This window comes from Natronomonas sp. EA1, from assembly GCF_051195035.1.
In the GTDB taxonomy this organism is placed as follows: domain Archaea; phylum Halobacteriota; class Halobacteria; order Halobacteriales; family Haloarculaceae; genus JBNTJV01.
The window spans coordinates 693805-713852 of record NZ_JBNTJV010000001.1 but is presented as its reverse complement, the minus strand read 5'-3'; the positions used below and the strand labels follow the sequence as shown (position 1 = coordinate 713852).

General features: G+C 66.5%; 12 protein-coding genes. 5 read left to right on the top strand and 7 right to left on the bottom strand.

Annotation, left to right across the window (positions count from 1 at the left end):
• Positions 1–76: 76 nt before the first annotated feature.
• The 3 genes from malQ (at position 77) to ACQUQR_RS03875 (ending at position 3289) form a co-directional block, all read left to right on the top strand.
• A complete protein-coding gene (malQ, locus tag ACQUQR_RS03885) occupies positions 77–1570 on the top strand; it encodes a 4-alpha-glucanotransferase (protein WP_435194880.1) in 1494 nt (497 codons plus the stop codon).
• Positions 1571–1699: 129 nt separating this feature from the next.
• Positions 1700–2002 (top strand): hypothetical protein, encoded by a 303-nt coding sequence (locus tag ACQUQR_RS03880; RefSeq protein ID WP_435194879.1) that lies wholly within the window; start codon positions 1700–1702, stop codon positions 2000–2002.
• A gap of 156 nt (positions 2003–2158) precedes the next feature.
• The gene (locus tag ACQUQR_RS03875) at positions 2159–3289 is read left to right on the top strand and encodes a DUF4238 domain-containing protein (RefSeq protein WP_435194877.1); all 1131 of its coding nucleotides are present in this window, start codon (positions 2159–2161) and stop codon (positions 3287–3289) included.
• 136 nt (positions 3290–3425) lie between these two features.
• Here the strand turns inward: ACQUQR_RS03875 and gghA are convergent, their stop codons facing one another.
• The gene (gghA, locus tag ACQUQR_RS03870) at positions 3426–5774 is read right to left on the bottom strand and encodes a glucosylglycerol hydrolase (RefSeq protein WP_435194876.1); all 2349 of its coding nucleotides are present in this window, start codon (positions 5772–5774) and stop codon (positions 3426–3428) included.
• Positions 5771–7657, bottom strand: a complete 1887-nt coding sequence (gene malA / locus ACQUQR_RS03865) for an alpha-amylase MalA (RefSeq protein ID WP_435194874.1) — start codon at positions 7655–7657, stop codon at positions 5771–5773. Before malA ends, gghA begins: the two co-directional genes overlap by 4 nt.
• A 101-nt stretch (positions 7658–7758) precedes the next feature.
• Here malA and ACQUQR_RS03860 point away from each other — a divergent pair, with 101 nt between their 5' ends.
• Complete coding sequence (locus ACQUQR_RS03860; protein WP_435194873.1) at positions 7759–12267, top strand: glycoside hydrolase family 15 protein; 4509 nt, start codon at positions 7759–7761, stop codon at positions 12265–12267.
• Between the two features lie 363 nt (positions 12268–12630).
• Here ACQUQR_RS03860 and ACQUQR_RS03855 read toward each other — a convergent pair whose 3' ends face one another.
• The 4 genes from ACQUQR_RS03855 to ACQUQR_RS03840 all read right to left on the bottom strand — a co-directional run bounded on the left by ACQUQR_RS03855 (position 12631) and on the right by ACQUQR_RS03840 (position 18304).
• A complete protein-coding gene (locus ACQUQR_RS03855; RefSeq protein ID WP_435194872.1) occupies positions 12631–13869 on the bottom strand; it encodes a mandelate racemase/muconate lactonizing enzyme family protein in 1239 nt (412 codons plus the stop codon).
• 43 nt (positions 13870–13912) lie between these two features.
• Complete coding sequence (locus tag ACQUQR_RS03850) at positions 13913–15634, bottom strand: glycoside hydrolase family 13 protein (protein WP_435194871.1); 1722 nt, start codon at positions 15632–15634, stop codon at positions 13913–13915.
• Between the two features lies 1 nt (position 15635).
• On the bottom strand, positions 15636–17321 hold the full coding sequence (locus ACQUQR_RS03845) for a glycoside hydrolase family 13 protein (protein WP_435194870.1): 1686 nt from the start codon (positions 17319–17321) through the stop codon (positions 15636–15638).
• A gap of 65 nt (positions 17322–17386) precedes the next feature.
• Entirely contained in the window at positions 17387–18304 is a 918-nt protein-coding gene (locus ACQUQR_RS03840) for a dihydrodipicolinate synthase family protein (RefSeq protein WP_435194869.1), read from the bottom strand.
• Positions 18305–18398: 94 nt separating this feature from the next.
• Here ACQUQR_RS03840 and ACQUQR_RS03835 point away from each other — a divergent pair, with 94 nt between their 5' ends.
• Positions 18399–18674 carry a MoaD/ThiS family protein gene (locus ACQUQR_RS03835; protein WP_435194868.1) on the top strand — a complete coding sequence of 92 codons (276 nt, stop codon included), beginning with the start codon at positions 18399–18401 and terminating at the stop codon, positions 18672–18674.
• Between the two features lie 33 nt (positions 18675–18707).
• On the opposite strand, the gene ACQUQR_RS03830 is transcribed toward ACQUQR_RS03835, so the two are convergent.
• Positions 18708–19961: an HAD family hydrolase gene (locus ACQUQR_RS03830; protein WP_435194867.1), complete on the bottom strand. Its 1254-nt coding sequence runs from the start codon at positions 19959–19961 to the stop codon at positions 18708–18710.
• Positions 19962–20048 lie beyond the last annotated feature (87 nt).

Below are 20048 nucleotides of genomic sequence, written 5' to 3'. Positions count from 1 at the left end.
TGCGGGCGGCGTCGGCAAAGACCTCACGTTTGCCCGTGACCGCACCGTTGAAACGGGGTGCGTGAGAAGCGTGGGTATGCAGTTCGACCGCAGCGCCGGCGTGCTCCTGCACGTGACGGCGCTCCCCGGACCGGACGGGGTCGGAACCCTCGGCGACCCGGCACACACCTTCCTCGACTGGCTCGACCGTGCGGGCGTTCGCTACTGGCAGGTCTGCCCGCTCGGGCCGACCGTCGGTATCCACGGCGACTCCCCGTATCAGTCGTACTCCGCGTTCGCGGGGAACCCCCTGCTCGTGGACCTCGACGCCCTCGTCGCCGCGGGCTGGCTCCCCGAGCACGCGCTGGACGACCGCCCCGACTTCGACCCCCACCGTGTCGAGTTCGACCGCGCGAAGGCCTACACCGACGAGACGCTCCGCGAGGCGTTCGACCACTTCGAGGCGACCGCCACCGAGGAGGAACGGGCTGCGTTCGACGCCTTCCGGGAACGCGAGGCCGACTGGCTCGCCGACTACACCCTCTTTCGCGCGCTGAAGGACTCCTACGAGGAGATCGCCTGGACCGAGTGGCCCGCGGCCATCCGGACCCGGGACCCGGACGCGCTTGCCGACGCACGCGCGGACCTCGCGGAGGAGACGCGTCACTACGCCTTCCGGCAGTTCTGCTTCGACCGCCAGTGGGCGACGCTCCGGGAGGCGGCCGACGCCCGCGGTATCGACCTCATCGGCGACGTGCCCCTCTACGTCGCGGCCGACTCGGCCGACGTGTGGGCGAACCCCGACGCCTTCCAGCTCGACGACGAGAACCGCCCCACGGCCGTCGCGGGCGTCCCGCCGGACCTCGGCGATGCCGGCCAGCGCTGGGGGAACCCGCTGTACGACTGGGAGACGCTCGCCGCGAACGACTTCGACTGGTGGGTCCGGCGGTTCCGCCGCCTCTACGACCTCGTCGACGTGGTCCGCATCGACCACTTCAAGGGGTTCTCCGAGTACTGGGCCATCCCCGCGGAGGCGACGGACCCGAACCAGGGCGAGTGGCACGAGGCCCCCGGCCACGCGCTGTTCGAGACGCTCGAAGCCGAGCTCGGGGAGGTGCCCGCCATCGCGGAGGACCTGGGCCACCTCACGGAGGACCTCCACGCCCTGCGTGAGGCCGCCGATATCCCGGGGATGCGCGTCCCGCTGTACGCCGACTGGTGTACCGAGGACCACCTCTATCTTCCTCACACCTACACCGAGGACCACGTCGCCTACACCGGTACCCACGACACCGACACCGTGGTGGGCTGGTACGCATCCCTCGACGCCGAACAGCGCGACTGCGCGAACTACTATCTGGACACTGACGGCCACGAGATCGAGTGGGACGTGCTCGATGCCGTCTGGGGCTCCGACGCGGTGCTCGCCATCACCCCCCTGCAGGACGTGCTGGGGCTGGGGAGCGACGCGCGGTTCAACACACCCGGCACGCTGGGTGGCAACTGGGACTGGCGCGTGACCCGCGCCGGGCTCGACGAGGATGTGGCCGACCGGCTCCGGGGGTTGACGGAGCACCACGACCGGGGGTAAGAGGAGCCATTGGTACTGTCTAACTTCGTGGAGACGGACAGAAGCGATGGGCGATAGATAGCGGGTGATTTTTTATATATTTTCGATATGTCCGGAATTGTTATAATGCTGTTAGGACAAGGGTCTCCTATGTCACTCCCAGGTAAACTTCGATTAAGCTTAGAACAGATGCTAACCGACTCTGAAATTGACGAATTTGAATCGGGTGAGTCGGCTCTCTTTATTTCGGAGCCGGATTACGCTTTTTTCCGTTTTGATAGTGGTGAGTATCAGCGGGCCGACGTTGTGCGAGATATGGACCCGGATGGTGATGCCCAAATGCGCATCTATCATGATGTCTACCGAACGACTGCAAATGAGCTAGAGAAACGCCTCAAAGACGTTTCTGATCTGGATGTAGTGCCTGCCGAAGTCGGGTTTGGCGATATCTGACTGGTATCAAGGCCACTTAGAATCCGATCGGCCCGTGCTGAATGGGTGCCCCCTATTTAATACGCTGTTTGTCTCAGTCGTTGTGGATCTCAACAAATCTGAACACTATTAATGCCAGTAAATTTTATTTTGCTGAATGTCTTTTCACTCAATCAGATGGTGAATGAGCATATTGTCCCACAATCATATCTCCAAAATTTTTCTCCGGGCGGAGAGGGACTCATTTCTAGATATTCACTCACTGACAAACATGGTGGAGGGGACTATCATTCGCCACGGGACCGTTATTCAATAAAAAAAGCGGCGTCATATGAGGACTTCGCAAACGGCCTCTTGGAAGATGGTGAAACGAACATCGCTGAAAGAGAGATGATTAGCACTATCCGGAATATCTTGGACGGGGAGGTCCTATCAGCAAAGGATATCCCCGGCGTATCTTCGTTTATATCGTTCCAAGCTATCCGCAGTATCAATTCACGGCTCTACTACGATCCTAAGGAGAGGCTGCCATTTGATGAGTTCAATGAAGGGGTACAGGATTGGCCCTCAGCAATTTCGTATACTACCTCTGAGGGACATACGCTTCTACAATACATGGGTTGGGTGCTGATAGAAAACAAGACCGATCTCCCCTTTTTTACATCTGATGAACCAGTAGTGGAGTTCCAAGAGAAGCAGTTTGAAAACATAGATTCGGCAACAAAAAATCTGATTGGGAGGCAGATTTTCTGTCCAATCAGTCCGAACTACCTCTTGCTGTTATTGGACCCGAGTATCTACAACGTAGATGGATTGCTATGGGAGGTTGATACAGAAGAGAGGATCCAACAACTCCCCGACGAAATGTTTATCAAGATTGAAGTAACGGACCGAGATGAGATCTGGAAGTTCAATCTCCTTCAACCACTCAGTGCATATCGGGAGATCTTCGCTCCTGTTGGGCACGGTGACTATTTGCAGCGGGCAGTGGAGCAACTTTGTTCGGCCTTTCCAGATGATGATTTCGTACGAGGGAATACACCAAGTTTTGAGAAAATGCGTCGAGCCTGCCTAATTGCGTCTTCAGGACCAAATTCCCAGGAACAAAAAGAGTGGTACCAGAGAGTAGGATCGGATATTGTTGCTTCCCGTAGGAAGAAAGTCAAGGCCCTCGAAAACTTCTCACACTCGATCTCACTCATAAATGATCTGGAAGTAGGGAGCCACGATATCGAATACTGGAATGAAATTTTAGAAGAGATTAGTCAAGTACCGCCCGAGGCGTATTTAGATGCGGACTCGCTGTAACTATCACGTCAGTCGATTACCTGTATTGACCGATCGACCTATCTGAAAGCGGGGAAATTGCTCCGTGCAAGATTCCCCCGTGAATTCAGCAAGCCCACCGAAACCCATCACCTATCAGGGTTTCAAAATCCCCAGGTCACCGCGAGAAGATGACCATCTCCGCGTTCTCCAGCGTCACCGGCTCATCAGCCACGGGCTGCTCGTCGAGTGAGGTGAGCGCGACCTCCCACCCCTCTGCACCCACGTCGGCCAGTTCGGTCGGCACGACCTCCGTCGCGATTCCCTCCATGTTCGCGACGAACAGCAGTTCCTCGTCCGGGCCGATGCGGTGGCCATAATAGATCACCGCGCCGTCGGTGGGATGGCGATACTCGAACGTCTCCGCCTCGGAGAGGTCGTGGCGGAGCCAGGGGCGGGCCTGCCGGAACTCCCGAATCGAGCGGTCGAACGCGGTGCGCTCGGGGTCCTGTGCGTCGCGCCAGTGGTCGAGGTTGGCGAACTCGGCCACGTCGCGCATCCACGCGAGGGCGAACGCCTCTAAGTCCGCCGCGGTCGGCTCTCCCTCCCCGAGCGGGGGGTCGAGCGCGGCGAGCATGGTGGCCATCTGTTCGAGGTCGTAGTCGGTCGCCTCCACGGCGTTGGCGAGCGCGTGGACGAACGTGGCGAGTTCGTCGCGGTCGTCGAAGCCGAGGGCCTGAATCCGGGTGAAGAAGCGTTCGTCGTGGAACCGGGATTCGGTGACCTGCCACTCGACGAGGTTGTGCTCGTCGGCGACGACCTTCACGTTCCAGGCGGGGTCCGTGTCGCGGACGAACCCCCACGGCGCGCGGAAGTTCGCGTTGAGGAAGTCCATCGGGACGCCCGGCAGGACGCCGTGGATGAGGGCGTTCGTCGCGGGGTTGTCGTAGGCCCGCGCGAGCGTCTCTCTTGGCGAATCGCCGAGATAGGGGTTGATGGGGTCGCCGTCCTCCCACGACTCGGGGACGGCGCGCTGGGTCCCGCGCCTGACGGTGTCGTGGTTCGCCACGCCGGTGATCCAGTTCTGGCCGAACTCGGCCACCTCGGTGACGCGCCACCACTTCGTCGCCCAGAACGTGAGCAGCGCGGGCGTGTTGTGCGCGAAGGTGATGGGCGACCACTGGAAGGCGTGGGGGTGCTGCTCGATGAGGGTCCGGTACGTGGAAGCGAGCTCCCAGTCCTCGCGGGGCCACGGCCGGCCATCTTCATAGATCATCCACGGGCGGTACTCGCGGCCCGCGACCTCCTGGGTGACGGCGTCCATCTCGGCGAGGAACGCGTCGTCGTGCCACTCGCCGCGCTCGGGGTCCCAGTTCGTGAAGTCCTGGGCGCCGTCGACGCGGATGCCGTCGGCACCGAAGTCCATCTTCCGGCGCTGCATCTCGAGGAGGACGGCGCGGACGACCGGGTGGGTGTAATCGAGGTCCTGGCCGTACATCCCTGGCCCGGAGAAGTACTCGTCTGTCAGAAGCTCCAGCGCGCCGTTGTCGGCGTGCCCGAGCGCGATATCGAACACGACCTTCACGGGGTCGGGCTGGTCGTGGCACGCGGCGATGAAGTCGACGAGTTCGTCGGGCCGCCCCGACTCGAGGATGGCGGGGTTCACCGTCGAGAACCCCGAGATGACGATGTCGTAGCCCCAGTTCACCATATCCGGGTTCGCGAGCTCGACGACGAGCTCGTCGGCCGAGCGGTCGACGGGCGACCAGTACGACTGCTCGTCGTGTTCCGTGATGGGCTCGACGGGCATCAGCTGGACCGCGTCGTAGCCGGCGAGGTTCGCCTCCGCGGGGGTGAGCGCATCCCCGTCCCGGCGCTTCTCCGCGAGGCGCTCGAACTCGCGGGCGAGACCGGCGAGCGACCCCGACTCCGTGGCGGTCCCGGGGTGGATCTCGACCATGCTCGTCGCCGGCTCGATGCGCGGGAGGCCGTCGTCCTCGCTCGTCGGGACTCGTTCCTCGTCGGTGCCGAGCGACTGGAAGTAGTCGCGGTCGGGGCGCTCGGCGTCGAGCCGATCGAGGTCGTACAGCTCCGGCGGGGCGAACGCCCCGAACGGGAGCGAGGCGGCGAGCGGGTCCGTCACCGTCTCGCGCTCGCCCTCGTGCTCGTAGACGAGCTGGTAGAGGGTGCCGAGTTCCTCCCGGGTCCCCGGGCGGACGCCCTCGACGGCGGCCCAGGTGAACTCACCCTCCCGGACCGTCTCGACGACCGCGCGGTCGAATCTGGCGGTCCCGTCCGGGTCGCCGGGGTCCACGTCGTCCGTGGGGGTGAGCAGTTCGAGTTCGACATCCCCGTCGATGTCGGGCGTCCAGAACCCGAACTCCGCGTGGTCGCCGCGCCAGTGACCACCGAGTCGCCGCACCAGTTCCGTCGCGGCCTCGAACCGGTCGTCGTGGCTCTCGAGCACCGACGCTTGCCACTCGGCCAGCGCGCGCGTCTCCTCCCGACGGAGTCGTGGGCCGCTCATGGTTCCGCCTGCATGATGAGGACGGATTCGACGGCGACCCCCTTCGACGTTGCGACCGACTCGCCCGTGAGGAGGTTCGTCGGCTCGTACCGCTCACTGGGGAGTGACACCTCCTCCGTCCCCGGCCCGAAGTTCAGGACGACGAGGACGCGGTCGTCACCCGTCCCGCGGGCGTACGCGGTGACGCCCTTCGAGTCGGCTGCGTACTCCACCCGCTGGAAGTCGGCTTCTCGGTCGAGCGCCGGCAGCTCGTCGTTCGCGTCGAGCAGCCGTTTGTAGTGGTCGTACAGCGACTCGTCGAAGGCGTCCCAGTCGACGTGGCCCCGGCGGACGTGTTCACCGAACTCCTGGCCGGAGTAGACCATCGGGATGCCCGGGAGGGTGAACAGCGCCCCCGCCGCGGCCAGCGTCTCGCTCCGGCCGCACTCCTCGATGAAGCGGTGTTCGTCGTGGTTCTCGATGTAGGTCATGAAGCCCGCGTCGTCGGGGAACCCCACGCGCGCCCGTTGCTCGATGGCGTCGAAGACGGCGTCCGCGTCGGCGTGGCCGCGACCGATCTCGCGGAGGGTGAAGTAGAGGGTGGTGTCGAAGTGGACGTCGAACATCCCCTCGTGGAAATCCGCGACGTAGGGGACGGTCTCGTCGAGGAGGAGGAACGACGAGTCGTGCGCCTTCACGCGGTCGTGGATCTCCTGCCAGAACGCCTTGGGGACGGCCCACGCCATGTCACAGCGGAAGCCGTCGACGAGGGGTGCCCACTCGTCGACCGCGTCGAGGAGGTGTCGGCGCACCTCGAGCGAATCGTACTCGAAGTTGGCGATCTTCTCCCAGTCGAAGTAGGTGCCCGGCTCGCCGGAGTCCTGCCACTCGTACCAGTCGCGGTAGGGGGAGTCGGGGTTCTCGTAGGCGTCCTCGAAGTGGGGGTGCTGGCGGCCGGAGTGGTTGAGCACGAGGTCGAACAGCACGCGCATCCCGCGGTCGTGCGCCGCGTCGACGAGCGCCTCGTACTCCTCGCGTGTCCCCAGGTCGCTGGCCACGTCGAAGAAGTCCGTGATGTTGTAGCCGTGCGGCGCGTCGTCGTTCTGGAGGACGGGCGTGAGCCAGAGGGTGTCGACGCCGAACGCCTCGAGATAATCGAGTTTGGCCTCGATGCCGGCGAAGGTGTCCTCCTCGGCGAACCCGCGGACGTAGATCTCGTAGATGGTGGCGTCGGTCGCCCACGTCGGCGGGACGTAGAGCCGTTCGACCGACCCATCGGGATGGACGCGGACGGCGTCGGGGACGCTGTACTGCTCGCCGACGGCGACTGCGTGGACGCGGACCGGCTCGTCGGGAAGCGGAAGGGTGGCGGCCTGGGTCCCGACATCGAGCTCCCCTGCGTCGCGGTCGTCGACGTAGAACTCCACGTCGAAATCGCTCGGGTCGTCGGCCGAATCCGGGTGCGGGGTCACCTCGGCGGAGAGCGAGACCGTGTCCCCGTCGCGCGTCCCGGTGAGCCGGAGGCGGGGACGGCCGCCCTCGCCGCTCGCGCTCCCCCGGCCGGAGCCGGAGCCGCTGCCGACGCCCGAGAGGTGGCGGGCGCTGCCCGAGACGCCGCTGAGCCCGGAACCGCTCCAGCCGTCGTCACTGGAAACCGATTTGTCGGCCGGGAACGCACGGACGGTGAGGCGGTGTGTCCCGTCGGGCGCGTCGAGTTCGACGCGGTAGATTCCAGCACTATCGGGGACGAGCTCCTCGACGGGGTCGTCGCCGAGGGTGATGCGGCTCTCGGCTGGCTGTTCGACGACGGTCCAGTGGTACGCCGCGGCCGGGTCGGGGTCGCGCGGCGCCAGCTCGACGGCCTCGCCGACGGCCGTGAACCGGGGTGGCCCTGGGTGGTGCATACGTGCGTGTGGGGTCCCGGGGGATATGATTTTTACTCATTTCCGAGTAACAATCTGCCGAAATCGTCAGTCTTTATGTACGGCACCGCATCCGGTCGAGTATGCGACTACGTACCGCTCTCAACGATTATAAGCGAGACGAGGGGCCGTTCCCCGGCAGCGTCCCCACTCACGAAGGGACGCTCTCGGGCTACGGCGACCGGCTCGTGTACGTCCACCCGGACGGGTCGTTCCGGGACCACTCCGCCCCACTCTCGGGGCTCTACGGCGTCGACCGCTCGCGGTTCGGCATCGAGACCGACGAGGAGATCCGGTGGTTCGACGACATCGACCCGGTCCGACAGCACTACTACGGCGATACGACGCTCGTCGAGACGGAGTACGACGCCGGCGAGTTCACCGTCCACCAGTACGACCTCACGCTCGGCCGCGCACACGTCACGCACGTCGAGCTCCGTGGGGAGGTCCCCCCCGACGCGAAACTCACCGCCTTCCTCACCTTCGCCCCCGAGGGGCGGGAGACGCAGGTCGGCCGACTCATCCACGAGCTCGGCGACGAGAACGGGGAGGAGACGGTCGTCGAGGTGTTCCACCGCGACGAGCACGACTACGTCGCGGCGACCAACGGCCTCGAGAACGTCCGCGGCCAGATCCCCGAACGGTTCCACGAGATCCTCGACCACGAGCCCGTGGCGTTCCCGCGGCGCGCCGAGAAGGAGAGCTACGAGGACACCCACCTCAGCGGTGACCTCGTCGTCTCGACCCCGCTCGAACGCGACGGCCGGGCCTCCACCGCGACGCTCGTCACCCAGCTCTCCGATCACCGGGAGACGACCCGCGAGCAGGCGCTCGCGGACATCCGCCACGCGGCCGCGACCCACGTCACGCCCGAGGACCTCCGCGCGGTGGCCCGCGAACAGGTCGCCGTCGACGCGCCCGAGGAGACTCCGCGGCGACAGGAGGTGACACAGGACCTCCGGGCGCTCTCGCTGTTGCAGGGCCGTGCGGGTGGCCGAATCGCCAGCCCGGAGCACGACCCGTTCTACGTCGCCTCCGGCGGCTACGGCTACACCTGGTTCCGCGACGACGCCGAGACGGCGAGCTACCTGCTGGACGCGAACGACCGGCTCGGCATCGATGTCGCGGGCGACCTCGAAGCGACCGCGCAGTTCTACGTGGACGCCCAGACGGCGGACGGCTCGTGGCCCCACCGCGCGTGGGCCGTCGACGGCTCCATCGCCCCCGGCTGGGCCAACGGCCGCGTCGACGGGAGCAACCTCGTCGAGTACCAGGCCGACCAGACCGCCTCCGTCATCACCTTCCTCGCGGAGCTCATCACCGAGCGCCCGAACGTCGTCGACGCGGAGCTCCACGGCGCCATCGTCGACGCCATCGAGGCCGGCCTCGACTCGCTCGACGACACGCTAGAGGACGGGCTCCCCGCACGCTGTCAGAACCTCTGGGAGAACATGGACGGGCGGTTCGTCCACACCGCCGCCACGTTCCTCGAGGCGTACGCGACCGTCGCGGCGGCACCGCTCTCCACCGCGGTCCGCGACCACGCGCGCCAGCAGGCGGAGACCGTCCTCGACTCGCTCGACGCGCTCTGGGCCGGGAGCCACTACGCACTCCGGCTCGACCACGGCGAGCTCGACGACCGGCTCGATGCGGCCTCCTTCGCGCTCGTCTCCGGGTTCGCGGCCTACGACGCCGTCGGCGAGCTGACCGACGACCACCTCGACCGGCTGGAGTCGCACCTCGTCGTCGCCGTCGACCGGCTCCACCGTGACGGCGGCGACGTGCGCGGGCTCATTCGGTTCGAGGGCGACACCTGGCGGATGGGTGACCAGGCCGGCCCCAAGATCTGGTCCGTCACGACCGGCTGGGGAGCGAACGCCCTCGCCCGCGCCGCGATGCTCTTCGAGGACCACGGTCGGAACGCGGACACCCTCCTCGCGCACGCGACGGACCTCTACAGCCTCATGGCGGCTGACGGCCCGTTCGCCGCCGACTCTGGCCATCTCGCCGAACAGGTGTACGACGATGGGACGCTCGATAGCGCTACCCCGCTCGGCTGGTCGCACGCCGTCCGGCTCGACACGACGGCCCTGCTCTCCGATCTCGACGCGCTCCCCGCGGCGACGACGCCGGAGGGCCCCGAGGCGGTTCCCCGGTGGACGACCGGCGAGAAGTACGGCGTCGGCACCGTCGCGGACCACCGCGCCGAGGCCCCCTCGAAGGTGTGGTTCACGCTCACCGACGGGGCGCTGACGGAGGTGCGCTACCCCCGCGTCGACCTGATGAACCTCCGGACGCTCGACTTCCTCGTTGTCGACGCCGACCCCGAGTCGGACTACACGGCCCGCACCCACAACGAGAGCCGGCGTGACGACCACGCCGACACCGTCACCCGGCACGTCGAGCCCGTCGAGGACGACGCGCTCGTCTTCCGCCAGACCGTCACCGAGACGGGTCGCGGACAGGGCCACGAGTGGGAGCTCACCGCCGAGTACGTCACCGACCCCTCCCACGACGCCGTCATCGTCGACCTCGCGTTCGAGGCGCGCGACGACAACGAGTACGAGCTCTACGCGGTCGCCGACACCGCGCTGACGAGCGTCGGCAACCGCGACCGGGGGCTCCGGCTCGGCCACGACGGCGCCTACCACCTCGCCGCCCGTGACGCCCACACCTTCGACGCACCCGGGGACACCCTCCTCGTCGACGACGAGGGCTCCCCCTTCAGCATCGCGCTCGCGCTCGCCGCGGACTCACGGTTCGACTGGGCGACCGTCGCCCGCGCCGGCTCCGAGGAGCTCCGCGGGCTGTTCGCGGACGGCGTCAAGCCCGAATCGGTCGACGAGACGGACGGCGGCAACCTCGTGCTCGTCGGGCGGCTCGGTACCGGCGCGTCGCTCGCCGACACCCTCGCACTCGGCTTCGCCGAGGACGCCGACACCGTCGGCGCGCTCGGGGAGGCGGAGGGGGCGCTCGCCCGCGGCTACGCCACCGTCCGGCAGGCGTACTGCCAGTCGTGGGCCAACTGGCTCGCGGACAAGCCGCTCCCGGAGGTGGTCGCCGACGACGGGGAGCTGGCCGCCCAGTACCGGAGCTGCCTGATGACCCTGCGCGCCGTCGAGGATAAGACCTACCTCGGTGCCGGCATCGCCTCACCCTCCGTCCCGTGGGGTGACGCCGTCGAGGCCGAGCGCCAGAAGGGGTACGGCTACAACTTCGTCTGGTCGCGCGACCTCTATCAGGTGTTCACCGTCCTGCAGGCCGTCGGCGATCAGGAGACCGCCCACGACGCTCTCGCGTACATCTACGACTACCAGCAGGACGAGACCGGCTTCATCCCGCAGAACACCTATCTCCAGGGGCGCACCCGCTGGGGCGGCGAGCAGATGGACAACATCTCCTTCCCGCAGGTGATGGCCTACCAGCTCGCCGAGGCCGGGATCGGCATCGACGAGGCCGACTACTCCTACGAGAACATCCGCCGCTCCGCGGACTACGTCGCGCGTAACGGTCCCGCGACCCAGCAGGAGCGCTGGGAGGAGGAGTCCGGCTACTCCCCGTCCTCCATCGCGGCCGAGATCGCCGGCCTCGGCTGTGCCGGCGCGCTCGCGCTCGACCGCGGCGAGCACGGCGACGCACTCGCGTGGCTGGCGCTGGCCGACGACTGGACCGCCCGCGTCGAAGACTGGACCGCCACGGACACGGGAACCGAGACGCTCGAGCCCCCGTACTACCTCCGGATCACCCGCAACGGCGACCCCGAGGAGGGCGCCACCCGCGCGCTCGTGAACGACGGGCCCGCGATGGACGAACGCGAGATCATCGACGGCGGGTTCCTCGAACTCCCGCGGCTCGGGATCAAGCCCGCGGACGACCCCGTCATCGAGCACTCCGTCGAGATCGTCGACGAGACGATCCGCGTCGACACCCCGCAGGGCCCGGCGTTCTACCGCTACACCGGCGACAGCTACGGCGAGCTCGAACGCGACGAGCAGGGCGCCCCGTGGGACATCGAGTCCGCCGGGAAGGGCCGACTCTGGCCCATCTTCACCGGCGAGCGCGGCGAGTACGAGCTCCTCCGTGGGACGGAGTCGGGTGAACTCGCCCCGGAGAACCTCCTCCGGACGATGGCCGGGTTCGCCAACTCCGGCCGGATGCTCGCCGAGCAGGTCTGGGACCGCGAGGCCCCGACCGAGTTCAACTGGTCGTTCGGCGAGGGCACCGGCTCCGCGACCCCGCTCGCCTGGAGCATGGCCCAGTTCGTCCGGCTCGCCCACGGCATCGACGCCGGCCAGCCGATCGAGACACCGACGGCACTCCGCGAGCGCTATCTGGAGACCGACCGCCCAGACGGTCCATCGCTGTGGGTGGACACGGCGTTCGAGGGTGACCGCCTCGCCGTGACGGTCGAGACGGACGGCGAGGCCGTCGCCATCAAGACGGGCTCGGACACCGCCTACGCCGAACCCGAGGACGGCACGGCGACCTTCCACGTCGAGGTCGACCACGGCGAGACCGAAGTGGTGGTCGCCGCCGCGACGGACACCGATCTCCACGCGGCCGGGACGACGGTCGAACGGCTCACGCTGTAACGAACAGCCGACACGGACGGCCCACGGTGTCGGGTGCCGGACACCCGCGTACGACACCGTGGCGACTCACACTGGCATGGGGTCGCTGGCCCCCTTCTCGCGTAAAAAGGTACGGACGGCTGCGGTTCTATGTTAGCTGCTTACGCCTCGTCGAACACCGTGAACCCTGACGGGTTCACGAGCTCGACGAGTCGTTTCACTCCTCGTCGAACGATGCGAATCGGGGATTCGCAGGCTCGACGAAGCTCCGCTCGCTACGCTTCGTCGAACACCGTGAACCCTGACGGGTTCACGAGCTCGACGAGTCGCTTCACTCCTCGTCGAACGATGCGAATCGGGGATTCGCAGGCTCGACGAGTCGCTTCACTCCTCGTCGAACAACGTCTCACCGTCGACCATCCGCTCGGCGACGGTGTCCATATCGAGAGTGACGCCGAGCCCCGGCTTCTCGGGAATCTCGATGTACCCCTCCTCGATGACCTCCTCCTCCACGAGGTCCGACCACCAGCCGAGTTCGTAGGAGTGGTACTCCACGGCCAGGGAGTTCGGAATCGCGGTGCCGACGTGGGCGCTCGCCATCGTCGCGACGGGCGAGGAGACGTTGTGCATCGCGACGGGGACGTAGTACTGGTTCGCCACGTCCGCGATCTTCCGGGTCTCGCGCATCCCGCCGACCTTCGGCATGTCGGGCGCGACGATGTCCACGGCCTGGTTCTCGATGAGTCGGCGGAGTTCGGTGACGCGGTAGCGGTTCTCGCCCACCGTGATGGGCGTGAGCGTCGATTTCGTGACCTCCTCCTGCACCTCGAGGTTCTCCGGCGGGACGGGGTCCTCCAGCCACCAGACGTCGTAGTCCTCGATGGCGGCGGCGAGCCGCTTCGCCGAGCCGCCGGAGAAGGTCCAGTGGCAGTCGAACGCCACGTCGGCGCGGTCCTTCACGCGCTCGGTGACGGCCTCGACGATCTCGGCCTTGTGCCGGATCTCGCCAGGGCGGAGATGCCGGTTGGCGCGGTCCTTCTCGTGGCCGCTCGGCACGTCGAGGTCGAACTTCAGGGCGTCGTAGCCCAGGTCCTCGACGACGCGCTCGGCCTCGTCGGCGCAGGCCTCGGGGTCGGCCTCGGCCTCGGTGTGGCAGTCGCAGTAGACGCGGACGCGGTCGCGGTACTTCCCACCCAGCAGCTGGTAGGCCGGGACTTCCAGGATCTTCCCCGCGAGGTCGTGGAGCGCGATCTCGATACCGGAGATGGCGGTGACGGTGACGCCCTCCACGCTCCCCTCACCGGACATCTTCTGGACGAGGTGCTCGAACAGACGGTCGATGTCGAGGGGGTTCTCGCCGATGACGAACGGCTTCATCCGCTCGATGAGTTCCGGGACGCCCGCGCCCCAGTACGCCTCACCGGTGCCGACGATGCCGGCGTCCGTGTAGATTCGGACGAGGGTCCACGGGAAGTTCCCGTCCACCATCGTCGTCTGGACGTCCGTAATCGTCACATCGCGTCCGCCACCGCGCTTCGCCGTCACGCCCATGGTCTCGGCGGAGAGCTCTCGCATCGTGTACTCCGCGTTGGGGTCGTGCAGGTCGGCGTAGTCCTTGCTCATGCATTGCGATTTAACTCGATGTGTAGTAAAAGTTTTGTAGCCGTCAGGTACGTCGGTAGATCCGCGCCTCGAACGGCCGGAGGTCGAGCGGTGACTGGTGGGGGACGTCGTCGTAGTTCGCGAGCAGTAGTTCGGATGCGGGGTCGAGCCCCGGGATTCGAACGGACGTGTACCCCTCGTCGAAGTTACAGACGACGAGGAGCTGGTCGTCGCCGAGCGTCCGGGTGAACGCGAAGACGGACTCGTGGTCCGGCAGGAGCAGTTCGTACTCCCCGTAGACGAGCGTCTCCGACTCGTCGCGCAGATCGATGAGCGACTCGTAGTACGAGAGCACGGAGTTGGGGCGCGCGCGCTCGTCGGCGACGTTCAACTCGCGGTGGTTCGGGTTCACGGGGAGCCATGGCTCGCCCGTCGTGAACCCCGCGTGCTCGGAGCTGTCCCACTGCATCGGCGTCCGGGAGTTGTCACGCGCGCGGTGCTCGACGAGGTCGCGGATCTCCGAGTAGTCAGAGACGCCCCGCTCGTCCATCAGCATCCGGACGTTGTTGATGGTGTCCACGTCACGCAGTTCGTCGAGGCTCTCGAACTCGCAGTTCGTCATCCCGAGTTCCTGGCCCTGGTAGACGAACGGCGTCCCCCGGAGGGTGAGCAGGATGGTCCCGAGCAGCGTCGCGGACTCGTAGTGGAACTGCTCGTCGTCGCCGAACCGCGAGACGATCCGCGGCTGGTCGTGGTTCTCGAAGAACATCGAGGGCCAGACGCTCCCGTCGACGCCGGTCTGCCACTCGCTCAACACCGCCTTCAACTCGGGGAGGGACCAGTCGCCGATGGCCCACCGGCCCGTCTCACCGAAGTCCAGCCGCATATGGTCGAAGTTGAACACCATATCGAGCGGCCCGTCCTCACCCGTGTACGCGCGGGCCTGCTCGACGGTCACGTCCGGCATCTCGCCGACCGTCATGGCGTCGTACTCCGCGAACACCTCGTCGTGGAGCTCCTGGAGATAATCCATGACGTGCGGGCCGTTGACGAAGTGTTCTCGACCGATCCACCCCGAGCGTGGGTCGCCGTCGGGGTACGACTCCGGCTTGGAGATGACGTTGATGACGTCCAGCCGGAAGCCGTCGATTCCCTTCTCCAGCCAGAAGCGCATCAGGTCGTGAATCTCCGCGCGGACCGCGGGGTTCGCCCAGTTCAGGTCGGGTTGGCGCTCGTGATACAGGTGGAGATAGTACTCCTCGCGCACGTCGCTCCACGCCCACGCGGGGCCGCCGAAGTGCGACTCCCAGTTGTTCGGCGGGGCGCGGTCCGCGGGGCCGGGAGAGGCCTCGGCGCGTACGGTCCGCCGCCCCGGATGCCAGAGGTAGTAGTCGCCGTACTCGCCGTCGGGATTCGCCTCGGATTTGCGGAACCAGTCGTGCTCGTCGGAGGTGTGGTTCACCGCGAGGTCCATGATGAGCCGCATCTCCCGCGCGTGGAGCCCGTCGAGCAGCGACTGCCACTCCTCGATGCTCCCGAACTGGTCGTGGATCGCGCGGTAGTTGGAGATGTCGTAGCCGTTGTCGACCTGCGGGGAGTCGTAGACGGGATTGAGCCACACCACGTCGACGCCGAGCTCGTCGAGGTAGTCCAGCTTCTCGATGATGCCCGCGAGGTCGCCGACCCCGTCCCCGTCCGAGTCGTTGAAGCTCCACGGGTAGATCTGGTAGACGACGGCCTCCTTCCACCAGGCGCGGGTCTCGCTCGATACGACGTTCCGGGTCATCTCAGCGTCGGTATACACGGGCCTCGAAGGGTCGCAGTTCGGTTTCAGTCACGGTTCCGTAGTTGCTGGTGACGAGCGTCGCCTCGGACAGGGGGAGGGCCGGCTCGCTCGGCGTGTCGTCGAAGTTGCAGACGACGAGGAACTCCGTTCCCTCCAGCGTCCGCGTGTACGCGAAGACGGACCGGTCCTCGGGGAGCAACAGTTCGTACTCCCCGTAGACGAGGGTGTCCTCGTCGTGCCGGAGGTCGATGAGTTCGCGGTAGTAGTCGAGGATGGAGCGCTCCGCGGCCTCCTCGGCGGCGACGTTGATCTCGTCGTGGCTCTCGTTGACGGGGAGCCACGGGTCGCCGGTCGTGAACCCGGCGTTCTCGCTTTCGTCCCACTGCATCGGCGTCCGGGCGTTGTCCCGCGATCGGTAGCGCACGAGCTCTTTCACCTCCTCGAAGTTCTCGATGCGTCCCTCCTCGAGGGCCTCGAGGACGCGCCCGACGGTCTGGGCGTCCTCCTTCTCCTCTAACGATTCCCACGGGTAGTTCGTCATCCCGATCTCCTCGCCCTGGTAGACGAACGGCGTCCCCCGAAGGGTGAGGATGAGCGTCGCGAGGAGCGTCGCGGACTCGTAGCGGTAGCGCTCGTCGTCGCCGAACCGCGAGACGATCCGTGGCTGGTCGTGGTTGCCGAGGTAGACCGCGTTCCACCCCTCCTCCAGCCCGGTCTGCCAGCGGGTGACGACCTCTTTCAGGTCACGCAGGTCGATGTCGGTCACCGCCCACCACCCCTCCGTCTCGTCGTAGTCGAGGCCCATGTGCTCGAAGTGGAACACCATATCGAGCGGGCCGTCGACGCCGGTGTGCCGGCGGGCCTGGTCGAGCGTGACCTCGGCCATCTCGCCGACCGTCATGGTGTCGTAGTGCGAGAACGTCTCCTCGCGCATCTCGCCTAAGAACTCGTCGAGGCGAGGGCCGTCCGAGCAGTGGCCCATCGCCGGCCACGCGCGGTCGGGGTCGTCGTCCGGGAACTCCTGCGGCTTGGATATGAGATTGATGACGTCCATGCGGAAGCCGTCGATCCCCTTGTCGAGCCACCAGCGCATCATCTCGTAGATGTCCTCGCGCACGTCCGGGTTCTCCCAGTTCAGATCGGGCTGCTCCTCGACGAACAGATGCAGATAGTACTGATCTCTCTCGGTATCCCACTTCCAGGCGCCGCCACCGAAGGCGGACTCCCAGTTGTTCGGGGGAGCCCTGTCGGCGGGGCCTTCGCTGTCGGTCGCGCCCTCGGCCGGGGTGCCGTCGTGCCAGATGTAGTAGTCGCCGTACTCGCCCTCGGGGGCCTCCTTCGAGGCGAGGAACCACTCGTGTTCGTCTGAGGTGTGGTTCACGACGAGGTCCATGATGAGCTTCATGTCCCGGTCGTGGAGCTCGGAGAGGAGGCGGTCCCAGTCCTCCATCGTGCCGTACTCCTCGCGGATGGCGTGGTAGTCACGGACGTCGTAGCCGTCGTCGTGGTGCGGCGAGTCGTAGACGGGGTTGAGCCAGACGACGTCGACGCCGAGCGATTCGATGTAGTCGAGCTTCTCGATGATACCGGGGATGTCACCGACGCCGTCGCCGTCGGTGTCGTTGAAACTCTGCGGATAGATCTGGTAGACGACGGATTCCTTCCACCAGGTTCGTTCGGGGGTCATAGGTAGGTGATTGAGGGGGCTAGTCGATTGGCGGTACTAAATCGCCCGATTGCGCGGCGATGAGCTCAGAGGAGCGCCAGTTCGCGCAGGTCGTCGGCGAGCGCCTCGCGGTCCGTGTCGTCCATCGTCCGCAGGGGACTCCGGAGCGGCCCCGCGCTGGGGGTGTCCTCGCGAAGCGTGAGCGCCGTCTTCACGCCGGCCATGTACGGCCCGCGCTTGATCGCGTCGCGCACGTCGTACACCCGGCTCTGGAGCTCGCGCGCCCGGTCGCGCTCTCCCGCGTCGTAGGCGTCGAACAGGTCGACGACGAGCTCGGGAAAGACGTTCGCGACGGCGCTCACCATCCCGGTACAGCCGACCTGCAAGCCGGGGTACAGAAGCGAGTCGGAGCCCGCGAGGAAGGTGAGTTCGGGGTGGGCGTCGATCGCCTGCCCGAGCCACGGCACGTCCTTGCTGGAGTCCTTGATGCCGGCGACGCCGGCCTCGGCGAGTCGGTCCACGGTGTCGAGCGAGAGGGCGTTCCCCGTCTTGCTCGGGATGTGGTAGACGTACACCGGGACGTCGACGGCCTCGATGACGCGCTCGTAGTGCGCGACGGCCGCGTCGCCATCTAAGGGGTAGTAGTACGGCGTGACGACGACGACGCCGTCCGCACCGACCGCCGCCGCGTCCTCCGCGTGCGCGACCGTCTCGCGCGTGCTGGGTGCGCCGACGCCCGCGATGACGGGGACCTCCTCTCCGACTTCGTCCACGACACACTCGACGACGGCGCGTCGCTCGTCGCCCGTGACGAGCGGGAACTCCCCGTTCGTGCCGAGGGGGAAGACCCCGGTCGCACCGTGGTCCACGACGAAGCGGGCGTGGGCGGCGGTCGCCTCGGTATCGAGCGATTCGTCCTCGTGGAACGCGGTGACGGTGGGGGGGACGACCCCGTGGAGTCCGAGGGGGTCGGCCGCACCCGGCTGTGGTGCCTCGCCAGTCATACACAGGGGTTCACGAGCCCCGGGCATAACGATTGCGCCAATGCTTTTTCGTATCTGAGTAAACTTTTAGTACCTCGCAAACATCACCGTGAGTATGTCAGTAGAAGTCAGACTGGAGGGCTCGCTCGTCGCCCGTGCCGGCGCGCGACGCGCGAACGTCCCGGTCCCGGAGGACGCGACGGTGGAGGACGTCGTCAGCGCGCTCGCCGAGAAGTACGGCCCGCACGTCCGCCCCGCCATCCTCGAGGGCCACCGCCTGCGCACCGACACCGTCGCCATCCGCGAGTCGCGCTCCCCCGGCGAGCGACTCACCTCCGACAGCAACGTCCGGCACGGCGACCGCCTGCGCTTCGAGATGCGGGCGTACTGACCCGGCGAAAAACAGCAGCCTCTCGTTCTCTCTCTATCGGATATCAGCCAGCCGATTGAGCGCGTAGACGGTTCTGAGTGGTTCGGTCGCCTTCCCCCGGTCGAACACCAGCTCGTCGGTGTCGAGCACGTGATCGAGCACGTCGCGCGAGGCGTGTTCCGGGGCGGCGGCGAGCCCGGCGTCCTCCTCGGCGATCCACTCCATCACGCGCAGGTCGCTCTTTGAGTCGCCCATCACGAGCGCGAACGGGTCGTCGATGCCGAGCACGTCGAACGCTCCCTCCACGCCGACGACCTTGTTCAGCTCGAGGCTCCCGATCTCGGCCGCGTCGGCCTCGTAGTAGGCCACGTCGATGCGCTCGAACACGTCGACCACGCCCGCGGGCACGTCGTCGGTGTCGAGTTCGGGGAGCCCGCCGCGCGTCTCGAGGACGCCACGGATCTCGGGGTCCTGTGCGGCGTAGAAGGCGCGCGTCCACTCGCCGGCGCGCTCCGGGTCGTGCGGCTCGTCCAGCTCCTCGACGACGGCCTCACCCAGGAGATCGAGCTGGTAACAGAGCGCGTGGTCGATGATCTCCTTCGCCTCGCGGCTCCCGGTCTCGAAGTTCGGTTTCAGCGTGACGTTGAACTCGTTGCCCTGCAGGTGGCAGCCCCGTCGGATGTCCTCCGGCGCGTCGGGGAGGATGCGCGAGCGCACGCGGTCGAAGACGTTCCGGATCTCGGGCGCGAGGTCCTCGTACAGGAGCTGCTTGGTAGCGGACCCGTGACCGGGGGTGAACACGCCCGTGCCGGCCTCGTAGACGATAGAGAGGGTGCCGGAGTGGACGATCTCGTTGCCGAGCCCCTGGATCATGAACCCCTTCACGTTTTCGAGGGTTTGGCCGGTACAGACGACGATGGGCATCCCCGCCTCGTGGAACTCCGTGAGGAGATGCAGCGTCTCCCGGGGGATCTCGTTGTCCGTCCCCCCCGCGGAGCGGAGCGTCTCGTCCACGTCGAGAACGAAGACGTTCACCCCCCGGTCGTACTTGTTCAGGAGGTCGAGCGCGGCGAACGCCTGGTCACGGGTCGCGTGGGCGGCGATGTCCGCGAACGTCTCGCCGGTCGCCCGGAAGGAGCCACGGATGGCGTCCTTTCGCGTCTCCAGCTCGTCGCTGGCGTTCTGCCAGTGTTCCAGCGCGACCCGGGAGTCGATGGCCGGAAAGAGATCCGTGAACTCCTGATACGCGCGCAGGGTCTCGGTATCGAACTCGTCGTAGAGCCGATACAGTTGGTCGTAGCGTTCCATGGGGTATCCACCACGGACGGGTGCAAAAACCCCACCCGCGACGATGGTTCAGATATTTACTCAAAATAGGATAAATCTTTTGTCGGA

Excerpts from the sequence above, each read along its gene's own strand:
- malA (WP_435194874.1), bottom strand. The coding sequence starts at position 7,657 with ATGCACCACCCAGGGCCACCCCGGTTCACGGCCGTCGGCGAGGCCGTC.
- ACQUQR_RS03845 (WP_435194870.1), bottom strand. The coding sequence starts at position 17,321 with ATGACCCCCGAACGAACCTGGTGGAAGGAATCCGTCGTCTACCAGATC.
- ACQUQR_RS03860 (WP_435194873.1), top strand. The coding sequence starts at position 7,759 with ATGCGACTACGTACCGCTCTCAACGATTATAAGCGAGACGAGGGGCCG.
- ACQUQR_RS03855 (WP_435194872.1), bottom strand. The coding sequence starts at position 13,869 with ATGAGCAAGGACTACGCCGACCTGCACGACCCCAACGCGGAGTACACG.
- malQ (WP_435194880.1), top strand. The coding sequence starts at position 77 with ATGCAGTTCGACCGCAGCGCCGGCGTGCTCCTGCACGTGACGGCGCTC.
- ACQUQR_RS03880 (WP_435194879.1), top strand. The coding sequence starts at position 1,700 with ATGTCACTCCCAGGTAAACTTCGATTAAGCTTAGAACAGATGCTAACC.
- ACQUQR_RS03835 (WP_435194868.1), top strand. The coding sequence starts at position 18,399 with ATGTCAGTAGAAGTCAGACTGGAGGGCTCGCTCGTCGCCCGTGCCGGC.
- ACQUQR_RS03875 (WP_435194877.1), top strand. The coding sequence starts at position 2,159 with ATGGTGAATGAGCATATTGTCCCACAATCATATCTCCAAAATTTTTCT.
- ACQUQR_RS03830 (WP_435194867.1), bottom strand. The coding sequence starts at position 19,961 with ATGGAACGCTACGACCAACTGTATCGGCTCTACGACGAGTTCGATACC.
- ACQUQR_RS03840 (WP_435194869.1), bottom strand. The coding sequence starts at position 18,304 with ATGACTGGCGAGGCACCACAGCCGGGTGCGGCCGACCCCCTCGGACTC.
- ACQUQR_RS03850 (WP_435194871.1), bottom strand. The coding sequence starts at position 15,634 with ATGACCCGGAACGTCGTATCGAGCGAGACCCGCGCCTGGTGGAAGGAG.
- gghA (WP_435194876.1), bottom strand. The coding sequence starts at position 5,774 with ATGAGCGGCCCACGACTCCGTCGGGAGGAGACGCGCGCGCTGGCCGAG.